This window comes from Catenulispora rubra (assembly GCF_015356825.1).
GTDB lineage: Bacteria > Actinomycetota > Actinomycetes > Streptomycetales > Catenulisporaceae > Catenulispora > Catenulispora rubra.
The window spans coordinates 1-10,657 of sequence record NZ_JAACYW010000371.1 but is presented as its reverse complement, the minus strand read 5'-3'; the positions used below and the strand labels follow the sequence as shown (position 1 = coordinate 10,657).

Genomic DNA, 10,657 nt, shown 5'->3' with positions numbered 1-10,657 from the left:
GTGCTTGGGCCGGGGTCGGTGGCGGTGGCGGTATTCGCAGGGCGGCCCTGGTTCGGCGGAGTGTGAGGTGGCTGAGTCTGGGGCCTGATGCGCTCTTCGGCCGTCGGGCTCGGCTGTGGCTGGCGCGGCGCGGGTTCGGGATCTTCGCGCTCGGGAGTGGTGGCGAACGGCGACTGCCTCGGACTGGAGATCGGGCCTGGGATCGGGCCTGGGCCGGGTCCCGGGCTCGCCGACGAAGGCGCTCCGGAGGTGTTGACCCGCAGGAAGCCGAAGTCCGCGGAACGCGCCGCGCCGGCTGCAACCGCCGCTGCGGGCTCGTCGCAGCGGACCGGGATCCCCAGCGCCTCATGGAGCTGCGCCGCGAGGTCGGGTGTCGCGCCGGCTCCGGCGAGCAGGACGGCGTCCAGGTCGTCCAGGACCGCCCCGCCGACGGCCGCACCCGCCGTACGGACCGCGTCGATCAAGCTCGCGGCGTTCTGGGGCACGCGGACGACGTCCACCAGGTACTCGCGGACCCGCAACGCGCAGATCTGCGGCCCCGCCGCGTCGACGATGCAGACCACGAGGTTCTGGGCGATGCCTTCGCCGATCGCTTCATAGTGCATGCAGACAGCGATCGGCGCGAGCACGGTGCCCCGGACCGCCAGCCCGGCCTCGTCGGCGGCGCGGCGCTGCGCGGCGATCGGCGCCACGCCGAGCTCGACCGGCGTGGCCAGGGCCACGTCGCGCACCGTGCCGCCGGTCGCGGCCCGGGCCCGGTCGGCGAGCTCGGACAGCACCCGGGCCGCCACCCACTCCGGCGAATACGTGCGTTCGAAGGCCTGGACGTCGGCGTCGAGGACGTCTGCGGACCGGGCCAGCAGGTCGGACACCGACGGGATGAAGGGTCCTGATCCGCCCGGCGGCGCGGCCAGCGCGGGTTCTCCGACCAGGACCTCGTCCGGGCCGGCGAAGCGGACCGCCGGCGGGATCGCCGCCGAGCCCGCCGCGCCGGCTCCGGCCGGGAGCCAGGCGATGCACGCCTGGCTCCGTCCGAGGTCGATGCCGAACACCGTCATACGCCTCTCCCGTCAGGGTTCCAGTCCGCAGTGCCATTCATGGTCGGGGTGCCGATCGGATCCGCGCCGGCGATGTCGAACACGCCGTCCGCACTGACGCCAACCCGCAATCGGCTCCCCTCGGCCGGGTTCGTCTCGACGACGTACCCCGCGAGCGCGACGCGCAGACCCTCCAGCTCGTTGCGGATCTGCCGGCCGCCGTACCGGGCGTTCTCCGGCAGCTGCATCCGGGCCAGAATCCACGCGCACAGCCCCGGCCGATCGAGGTCGAGCACGATCTTGCGGTCCTCCAGCGCCGACTCGGCCAGCTGGTCCAGCAGCCGGTTGGCGATGCCGGTGACGTACTGCGAGCGCAGCAGGTCGAAGACCACGACGCCGGGCTTGAGCCGGCCGAAGATCTCCGGCCGGTGCATGGCCTGGAACGCGGCCTCCACCTCGCGCATGAAGTGTTCCTGGATCCGCTCGTACGGCAGGTCGTCGGCCGCGCCCCGGACCAGGTCCCACATCGCGTCGGCGCCGGTGTTGGAGGTGAAGATGACCAGCGTCTGGGAGAAGTAGGCGGTCTGGCCGCGGCCGTCGGTGAGCCGGCCGTCTTCGATGATCTGCAGGAACTTGTCGAGGACGACCGGATGCGCCTTCTCGATCTCGTCGAAGAGCAGGACGCTGAAAGGCCGCTCCTGGACCCGCCGGGTCAGCTCGCCGCCCTGCTCGTAGCCGACGTATCCGGGCGGCGCACCGGCCAGCCGCTCCGCCGCGTGCTCCTCGCGGTACTCGCTCATGTCGAAGCGCGCGAACGCCGCCTCGTCGCCGAACAGCAGCCAGGTGACGGCCTTGGCCAGCTCGGTCTTGCCGACACCGGTCGGCCCGACGAAGAAGAACACGCCGCGCGGCCGGGCCGTGCCGGAGCTGCCGAACTCGACCCCCGCGTAGGCGGTGTTCAACGCGTCCGCGACGGCCGTGACGGCCGCCTGCTGGCCGATGACCTTCGTGCCGAGCGCTGCCGCGCTGTCGGCGATGACGGTGCGGTCCAGCCTCTCCCAGGGGTTGGTCCGGACGTTGAACCGCAGCTCGTTCAGGAGTTTGGCCGGATGGTCGGCCGGGATGCCGCGCAGCATCGAGGTGCGGACCAGGGCGTCGAGCTCCCAGCCGGCCAGGCCGTCGGTGGCGCGGACCAGCGGTTCGAGGTCGGTGCCGGCATCGACGCCGTGCAGCCCGGGCCGCAGCTGGCCCAGCCACCACCGCCGCTCGTCCTGGTCCGGCCGGTTGACGCGGAGCGGGACGACGCGCGGGTCCTCGGTGTTCAGCCAGTCCGGCAGCCGCGCCAGGTTCCCGGTCACGGCGAGCACGGCGTTGCGCCGGAACGGCTCCTTGCCCGCCGCCTGGAGCGGGGCCACGGCGCCGGCCATCGCCGCACGCAGCCGCAGATAGCCCTCCGCGCTGGTCGGATCGCCGGTCGGCAGCGCGGCGTCGAGGTCCTGGAAGACGAACGCGGTGGCCGCCAGCGGGCTGGCCACGACGCGCCGTGCGAGGTCGAGCGCTTCGTTGATGTCTGTGGGCAGCGCCGCCCGCGACCCGCGCGGGGCGAGCACCCGGCGGCCCGCGCGTTCCGAGGCGGCTCGGCGGGAGCCGGGGCGTGCGGCTTGTTCGGTGTCAGGGTCCTGTTGGTAAGGGTTCTGTGGGTTCTGGTTCTGGTCGCTCTGGTGCTCGTCCTCGACAGGCGGTTCACCGACCGCACCCACGTCGGCACGGCCGAGGTTGAGCAGCAGCTCCGCGAAGCGCTCGTGGTGTCCGGGGCGCGGGAACGTCATCCCGTCGAGCGGATCCCACCAGACGACGACCTCGGCGCCGGTGACCTCCAAGTACTCGGACAGCACGTCCCGGAAGCTGGCGGGCCGTTGCCAGATCCAGTACCGGTCGTTGACCTCGCCGTGCAGGATCACCTGACGGCCGCGGCGCAGCTCCCAGCCCAGCACCACAACCCACAGCGGCAGTTCTCCGGTGGACTTGGCGGCGACGGCGCCGGCCGAGGCAGGCGAGCCGGGCCGTATGTCGGCGCTCTGGTCAGTCACCGGTCAGGCCCCCGCTCACGCTGCTTGGCCTGCTGGGGAGGATTGGCCTGCTTCTTGGCAGGCTTTTTCGCCGACTTCCCCGTCTCCTGGTTCTCGACCACCACTTCGGAGACCGGCAAGTCCTGCTCGATCGAATCAGGGCCCGGCTGCTTGGGCTGCCCCGACCAGAACAGCTGACCGGCGCGGTAGTCCTCGCTCAGGCTCCCGTGCACCCGGTCCAGCAGGGCGGCGGTGGCGTCGCAGACCCGGTCGGCGGCCACGGTGATCTCGGACTCCTCCGCGACGTCGGGCTCGCCGGCGATGCGGTAGGTCAGGACGGCGCCGCCGCCCCCGGGGCCGCTGTCCTCGATGTGGGTCCAGTACACCGCGCCGTTCGAGCGCTGGAAGTTCATCGTCAGGCTGCTGCCGTGGTCCTGGCCGCCGAGATACAGCAGGCCCTGGCTCGCCATCGCGCCCTTGAGGACGTCGGCCAGCGCCACCCGCTGCTCCGCGGCCACTGCCAACTCGTCCAGCCGCGCCTCGGTCTCGGCGGTCCGGCGCTCGAGGTCGTCCAGCAGCGCCGCGGCCCGCGATGCCGGACCGCTGAGCAGCGCCTGGTCGACCGCCGTGAGCGCCGCGTGCAGCGGTTCGCCGATGTCGTCCGCGGCGAAGCCGACGGCGTCGGACACCGCGGTCTCGACACGCTCGGTCATGGCGGCCAGGCGGGCCTGGGCCTCGCCGCGCTCGCGCTTCTCGGTCCGCTCGCGCTCGGCCGCTTCGGCGGCGGCCAGCAGCGCGCGGTTCACGGCGGCCTCGGCCGTGCCGCGCCGGACGTCGAAGGCGAAGCCGTCGGCCCCGGCGACCGTGCCCTGGAGCCGGTCGAGTTCTTCGCGCGCGCGGCTGATCTGCATGGCGGCGTCGGCGTCATGGTTCAGCTCGGCGGCGTTCAGGGCCGCGCGCAACGTGCCGACCACTTCCGTCCGCTTCGCGACGCCTTCGGCCACCGCCATTTGCACCCGCAGATCGGACAGCTCCCGCCGCACCTGCCCGGCCTTCTGGACGATGTCGTTCTGCTCGGCCAGCGTGGCGGCGGCGATGCGCCCCGTCAGGGTGCTGATCCGCTCCTCCAACACCCGCAGGTTGCTCTCGAAGCCGGCGCTCACGTTCGTACGCAGCTCGCCGGCCAACTCCCGGCACGGCGAGAGCGCGGCGTGGGCCGACTGCCGCGCCGCGGCGGTCAGCTGCTCGACACGCTCCCGCTCACGCTCCTGCCGGCGCCGCTCCTGATCTCGGCGCGCCTGCTCCCGGCGGGCACGCGCCTGCGCCGCCCGCTCGATCGCGCGCGGGTTGTATGTCACGACACTGTATTTCGGGGATCCGCTCACGATCCGCCCCCTCCCCATCGACTGACGTCGTCGCGCCGAGATCTTATCTGCGTTCTGATTCCCCTCGTGAACGTTCCGCGTGATCAGAGCGCGGTTCACTGCGGAAAGCAGTCCACACCGATCTTGCGCACATCGCACCAAGGGCACCAAGGGATATCTGACGGATAGCAATGGGTGGCGATGACAGAGCACTGCTTAAGCACGCGTGGTGCGGCGCAGTCGGACAGGGTGTCAAACCATTCCCGGGCCGCCGGGCGTGATCGCGGGCCGCCGCTGCCGGGGTCGAAGCACCGTTTCAGGAGGTCGCGGACCGGTCGGGGCAGCGCGGACAGCGGAGGGGTACCCGGCGCGACGCGTACCGAGGCCGGATCGAGCAGGCGGGAGCGGCGGCGCGCGGCGTTGTCGTCCAGGCCCCGGTAGTCGCCGTCCGGGCCGACGCCGGCGAACGGGTGCGCGCCGCACATCAGCAGCTGGTGCACCAGGACGCCGAGGGCGAAGGTGTCGGTGTGCTCGTCCGGCAGGCGGTCGGGCGAGGCGGTCAGCTCGGGGGCGATGTAGCCGTCGGAGCGCACGCGGCAGGCGAAGAACGCTTCGCCGTCGGTGAACTGGAAGGAGTCGGCGTCGCTGATCGCGACCGCGCCTTCGCGGTTCAGCCACAGGTTCCCGGCTTTGAGGTCGCCGATGACGTAGTTCTCGGCGTGCAGGTCCGCCACCAGGGCGCTCAGGTCGCGCGCGGCGGTGAGGGCGAGCGCCCAGGTGATGCCGGGGAAGGCGGCGTGGCGGGACTGCGGGGAGAAGAAGACGTCGAAGGACCGGTACCAGGCGGTCAGGTCGATCATGAGGAAGCCGACGACGCGGCCGTTGCGGGTGGCGATACGGACGAGTGGCCAGGCGGCGCGTGGTGGTGCTCCGGTTTCGGCTCGGGTTCCGCCGAGGAGTTTCACGGTGCGCGGGGCCCGGCTGTGGCGGACCATGCGGTCCAGCTTGCGGGCGGTCGGCGAGGTGTCGTCGGCGCCGATGATCAGCTTGGCGAGCAACGGGGATCCGGCGACCCGGAAGACGCCGCCCTGCGCGCCGACGCCGACGCGCTCGGTGAGCGTCAGGGCGCGGCCGTCCGCGGTGACGACGTCGATCGGCATGTATTCAGTGCCCACCAGCGAGGGCACAGACAACGGTGATGTCGTCGGCAGAGCGGCCGGGTGCGCCGGTGCGGAGCAGGTCGGCGAGAGCTGCGGAACCGTTGTCGGCGCGGATCCCGCGCGCGACTTCGTCGAAGAACGCAGGGGCAGGTTGCGGACCGACGGTCGCCGGGAGTCCAAGCGTCTCGGGGCGTTCCAGAGCCAGCGGCATGCAGCCGTCGGTGGCGAGGAGGACTGCGGTCAGGTCGGGATCCCAGAGAGCGAAGGCCCGGGTCAACGCGGTCGGCGGCAGAACCAGGTGCCAGGTCGGCGGGGTAGAACTGGCCGGGGAGGTCTGCACCGCGCCGAAGCAGTCGCCGATGGCGGCGAAACCTGCCCACGGTCCGTGGAGCACCGCTGCGGCCATGGTCCTCGACAGTTCGGCGGGATCGGAGTCGGGTGTCAGGGCCATGACACACCGGCGGAGCTCGTCGGTGATCGCTGTGGCTGCCGCGCGTATCCAGTCTGTCCAGATCGCCGCCGACGCGCCCGGGTCGGGGACGTCGCGGGCCAGGATCCGGCAGGCGACGTCGACGGCGAGGTGCGCGCCGAGGGCGCTGCGGTGCCGGGATCCGACGCCGTCGGCTACGGCGATGACGAGCGGGGCGTCGTCGTTTCCGTCCTGCGCCTGGCGTATGAGGAAGGCGTCCTGGGCCTGTCGGCCGCGCGCCACGTGAGACGTACCGGTCTGGGTCCAACCGGCTACCGGTCCCCAGGGCCTCACATCCCGTTCTCCAGGTCCTGGATCTTCTTCAGCTTCTCCAGCAGGCCGTAGTCGGCGTCGGGGTTGCCGCCGGTGGCGCGCATCTCGACGCTGGCGGTGATGATGTCCACGACGCGTCCGATGTCGAAGTCGCCGACCGCGAAGTGCGACTTCGGTGCCAGCGTCGCGAGCAGGTCCAGGTCGGCGCCGCCGACGCCGACCGCTACGAACCGGCTGCCGTTCGCCTCGGCCACGCGGAGCTCCTTCGCGACCAGGGCGCAGTCGCGGTCGGTCTGGAGCTCGCCGTTGCCGTCGGTGGGCGCGCCGTCGGTGATCAGGCAGACGACCGGGTGGCGGCACAGGACGTTCGCGCTCACCAGGGCACTGCGATGGTCCTCGCCGAGGCGCAGCGCGCGCCAGATCGCGGGCAGCATGACCGAGTGGCCGCCGGCGGTCAGCGGCGGCACCACGACGTCGCCGACCGGGTGGAAGCCGCCGCCGGGCTCCTCGATGCTGGAGGCGAACAGGACGAAGGCGACATCGACGCGCGCCGCGTGCGCGGGGTCGGCGCGCAGGCCGGCGAGGAGCCGGGACAGCGCGTCCTTGAGCTGGACGATGCGGGGCGCGTTCGCCGGGCGGCCCATCGAGGCGGAGGTGTCCAGGACGAGGATCAGGGGGATGCGCTCGTGGTAGCCGTGGCGGGCGAAAGTCGAGGGGTCGGCGGTCATGCGGCCACCAGGCGGGCGGAGGCGGGGTCAGCAGGGTCGGCGGCGGGGTCGGCGTCAACTCCGGCGCCGGCGTCGTAGCGGATCTGCACGGTGTCGCCGGGTCCGGGCAGCAGTGTGCCGGGCTGCGGTGTCTGCGGTGTCGCGCGGACGGCGAGGCCGTCGATCATCACGAACATCTCCGGGGACGGCACGGTGAGCACGACGCCCGGCATGCCGTCGACCGACGCCCAGACGTCCTGGGGCTCGGTCCCGCGCCGGCTGCGTCGCAGACTCCTTCGAAAGGGACCCGGTGTCACGACTCGCACGCTACCGCCTCGTCGGCGGGTTCGGAATAGGATCTTCATTCTTCGCGACGGCAGGGTGGCGTTCGGGGTAAATCGTGTTGAACGTCCGCTAAGGGACTTCCGTGCGCGAAACTCGTGACATGGGATTCGACCTCGCCGAACTACTCGCCGCGCGCCGAGGCGAGGGATACGGGCTGCACGCCGAGTACGGCAACCCCCAGCTGGCCCGGATGCTGCGCACCATCGGGTTCGACACCGTCTACGAGCAGGCCGAGGGCGCTTTCCTGGTGGGTGCCGACGGGCAGCGGTACCTGGACTTCCTGAGCGGGTTCGGGGTGTTCGGGCTCGGGCGCGACCATCCGGTGGTGCGGCAGGCGTTGCATCAGTACCTGGACACGGGGTTCGCGGACCTCGTGCAGTTCGACTGTGCGCTGCCGGCCGGGCTGCTGGCCGAGCAGTTGGTGGGGAAGGCGCCGGGGATGGAGCGGGCGTACTTCGCCAACAGCGGGACGGAGGCGGTCGAGACCGCGCTGAAGTTCGCGCGGTGTGCGACCGGGAAGGCGCGGGTGCTGTATGCCGACCACGCGTTCCACGGGCTGACGGCCGGGTCGTTGTCGGTGAACGGGGCCCGGGAGTTCCGGGACGGGTTCGGGCCGTTGCTGCCCGGGGCCGCGGTGGCGTTCGGGGATCTGGGGGCGTTGGAGGCGGAGCTTCGCAAGGGCGATGTCGCGGCCTTCATCGTGGAGCCGATCCAGGGCAAGGGGGTGTTCCTGCCGCCTGCCGGCTATCTGGTGCAGGCCCAGGAGCTGGTGCGGAAGTACAAGGCGCTGCTGATCTGCGACGAGGTGCAGACCGGGCTGGGGCGGACCGGCACGTTCTTCGCGTATGAGAGCGAGGGGCTGGAGCCGGACCTGGTGACGGTCGCCAAGACGCTGTCCGGGGGGTTCGTGCCGGTCGGCGCGACGCTCGGGAAGGAGTGGATCTTCCAGAAGGTCTACTCCTCGATGGACCGGGTGCTGGTGCACGATTCCACGTTCGGGTCGATGGGGATGGCCATGACCGCGGGGCTGGCCACGTTGTCGGTGTTGGAGGACGAGGAGCTGACGGCGAACGCCGCGCGGGCCGGGGACCAGCTCATGACGGGGCTGCGGGAGATGATCGGACGATACGAGATGCTCGCGGACGTCCGGGGGCGCGGGCTGATGATCGGGATCGAGTTCGGGAAGGCGTCGTCGCTGAAGCTGAAGGCCGGGTGGTCGATGCTGCAGGCGGCGCGCAAGGGGTTGTTCGCGCAGATGATCGTGATGGCGCTGTATCGGCGGCACCGGATTCTGACGCAGGTGTCGGGGGACTACCTGGAGGTGGTGAAGCTGCTGCCGCCGCTGACGATCGGGGAGCGGGAGGTCGAGGAGTTCCTGGCCGCCTTCGCGGACGTCATGGAGGACGCGCACAAGGGGACGGGGATGATGTGGGACTTCGGGAAGACCCTGATGAAGCAGGCCCGGTCGGCTTGAGGGGTCGCGTTCGCGGCTTTCTCAGTAGCTTGTTACGCCGCTCGCTGGAGCTCCACTAGAACGAGTTCGCGCAGGTGCTCCAGCCGAACGCCTTCGTCGGTGAGGATCCGGGCGGCCAGGCCTTGGCCTTCGCGGATCAGGCCCAGCAGGATGTGCTCGGTTCCGATGTAGCCGTGCTTCAGGGCGAGGGCTTCGCGGAGCGAGAGTTCCAGGACCTTCTTGGCGCGCGGCGAGAAGGGGATGTGGCCGCGTGGTGAGCCGGTGTTCCGCGTCTGCGGTTCCCGGCCGTGCCGCCGACGCCACCACGGGCCCAGACTTCCGTCGCGGTGCGCGGCACCACCTTCCAGCGCGCCGGGTCCGAACGACTCCTCGACGGCGGCGCGTACGGCGTCGAGGTCGATGCCGATGGTGCGCAGCGCCGCGGCGTCCTTCTCGACCAGATCGCGCTCCGGCTCCTGCCGCGCCTGCTCGATCCGCTCGATGTCGGCGAGCACGCGCTCCCGCGTGACCCCGACCCCGGCGAGCACCCGCCCCGCGACACTGGTGGCGCTCTGCACGAGCCCGAGCAAAACGTGCTCGGTCCCTATGTGGCGATCCCCCAGAAAACGCGCCGAATCCTGAGCGACGACGACAGTCGCCCGCGCCTCACCCGTGAACCGTTCGAACATCACAACTCCCGTCCGGACGTCGGCACGGACGCACCCCGCGCCCGCCCCGCATGCTTCTTGTGCACAGCCTGCTTACTGACGCCGAGCTCATCGGCGATCTCCTGCCACGACCAGCCCTTGGCCCGGGCATGGTGCACCTGGAGCGACTCCAGCGATTCGAGCAACCGGCCCAACGCCGCCACCGCGCGAAGTCCCTCGCCCGGGTCGGTGCTGCCGGCTGCGGCAGCCAGATCTGTTGCTTCGGTCATGGCGTCAATGTAGGTTGACGGATGACGAGTTGTCAACCGGAGTTGACAGACAGGCGGCGGGGCACGAAGGCATTTGCGGCGCGAGCAGCACGGAAAGAACGGTTCGCGGGGGCGAAGTTCGGCGATACGGCGGCGGTTCACTGGTGGTCAGAGGCCGAGCGACATGCTGGCGAAGGCGCACGGCAGCCAGCGGCACTCTCGGCAGCTGGCAGCTCGCGAGCATCAGCCTGCTGGTTGGCCTTGGCGAGCAGTGCTTGGTGGCTGGCGAGCGGTGGCCGGTCGGTTGGCGGCGGGCGGCGGATCCCCCATCACATCGACAGAGGATCCAGCCGCAGGCAGGGCCGCCAGGCAGCCCCGCCGATCGCCGCGCTCGTTCAGTGCGTTCAGTGCGCTCAGCGCACTCAGTGCGCGAGCGTGAACACCACCGTCGAGTTCACCGTGGTCTGGCCCGCCGGGGTGCCGCAGCCGGGGCCGGTGCCCATGACGGCTCCGTCGATGGAGTCGCCGGCGAACTTGGTGCTGTTCGTCGTCACCGTGCCGAGGCCGGTGGTGGAGGCGGCGCCGAGGACCGAGACCACGTTGGCCTGGTCGAGGGTGAGGCTGGTGGTGGTGCCGTCGGTCCAGTTGATGGTGGTCGTCGAGGGGTCGCTGTAGGCGATGCCGCTGCACTGGGCCGCGGGCAGGATCGTGGTGCGCGTCATCGTGCCGCGGACGAGGGGCTGGCCGGCGTCGTCGACGCAGGTGACGTTGCCCGTCTGCTGGAGGGTGTCGGCCTGCTGGGCGTTGGTGCCGCCCGGGTCCAGGGGCGAGGTGTAGGTGCCGCTGATGGTCGCGGTGCAGCTC

10 protein-coding genes and 1 pseudogene are annotated in these 10,657 nt (G+C 71.4%); 1 reads left to right on the top strand and 10 read right to left on the bottom strand.

Going from position 1 to position 10,657, the window contains the following annotated elements; translation table 11 throughout:
• From GWK61_RS49120 to GWK61_RS49090, 7 genes and pseudogenes are all read right to left on the bottom strand, one after another.
• Positions 1-1,058 (bottom strand): annotated as a pseudogene (locus GWK61_RS49120) (hypothetical protein); the annotation flags it as partial.
• Positions 1,055-3,127 carry an AAA family ATPase gene (locus GWK61_RS60270; protein ID WP_194920526.1) on the bottom strand — a complete coding sequence of 691 codons (2,073 nt, stop codon included), beginning with the start codon at positions 3,125-3,127 and terminating at the stop codon, positions 1,055-1,057. The pseudogene GWK61_RS49120 and the gene GWK61_RS60270, both read right to left, overlap by 4 nt.
• Positions 3,124-4,464, bottom strand: coding sequence for a hypothetical protein (locus GWK61_RS49110; RefSeq protein ID WP_194920524.1), 1,341 nt, complete (start codon positions 4,462-4,464; stop codon positions 3,124-3,126). The genes GWK61_RS60270 and GWK61_RS49110 overlap by 4 nt, the downstream gene beginning before the upstream one ends.
• A 122-nt stretch (positions 4,465-4,586) precedes the next feature.
• Positions 4,587-5,630, bottom strand: coding sequence for a protein kinase domain-containing protein (locus tag GWK61_RS49105; RefSeq protein ID WP_194920522.1), 1,044 nt, complete (start codon positions 5,628-5,630; stop codon positions 4,587-4,589).
• Between the two features lie 4 nt (positions 5,631-5,634).
• Positions 5,635-6,393, bottom strand: coding sequence for a protein phosphatase 2C domain-containing protein (locus tag GWK61_RS49100; protein WP_194920519.1), 759 nt, complete (start codon positions 6,391-6,393; stop codon positions 5,635-5,637).
• Positions 6,390-7,100 (bottom strand): vWA domain-containing protein, encoded by a 711-nt coding sequence (locus GWK61_RS49095; RefSeq protein ID WP_194920510.1) that lies wholly within the window; start codon positions 7,098-7,100, stop codon positions 6,390-6,392. Before GWK61_RS49095 ends, GWK61_RS49100 begins: the two co-directional genes overlap by 4 nt.
• A complete protein-coding gene (locus GWK61_RS49090; RefSeq protein WP_194920508.1) occupies positions 7,097-7,396 on the bottom strand; it encodes a hypothetical protein in 300 nt (99 codons plus the stop codon). Before GWK61_RS49090 ends, GWK61_RS49095 begins: the two co-directional genes overlap by 4 nt.
• A gap of 128 nt (positions 7,397-7,524) precedes the next feature.
• On the opposite strand from GWK61_RS49090, the gene GWK61_RS49085 reads away from it, so the two are divergent.
• The gene (locus GWK61_RS49085; RefSeq protein WP_194920499.1) at positions 7,525-8,898 is read left to right on the top strand and encodes an aspartate aminotransferase family protein; all 1,374 of its coding nucleotides are present in this window, start codon (positions 7,525-7,527) and stop codon (positions 8,896-8,898) included.
• Between the two features lie 32 nt (positions 8,899-8,930).
• Here GWK61_RS49085 and GWK61_RS60265 read toward each other — a convergent pair whose 3' ends face one another.
• The 3 genes from GWK61_RS60265 to GWK61_RS49070 all read right to left on the bottom strand — a co-directional run.
• Entirely contained in the window at positions 8,931-9,566 is a 636-nt protein-coding gene (locus GWK61_RS60265) for a Clp protease N-terminal domain-containing protein (protein WP_194920497.1), read from the bottom strand.
• Positions 9,566-9,814 (bottom strand): RNA polymerase sigma factor sigma-70 region 4 domain-containing protein, encoded by a 249-nt coding sequence (locus GWK61_RS49075; RefSeq protein ID WP_194920496.1) that lies wholly within the window; start codon positions 9,812-9,814, stop codon positions 9,566-9,568. Before GWK61_RS49075 ends, GWK61_RS60265 begins: the two co-directional genes overlap by 1 nt.
• A gap of 401 nt (positions 9,815-10,215) precedes the next feature.
• Positions 10,216-10,657, bottom strand: a 442-nt coding sequence (locus GWK61_RS49070) for a hypothetical protein (protein WP_194920494.1), incomplete at its 5' end; no start/stop codon positions are given.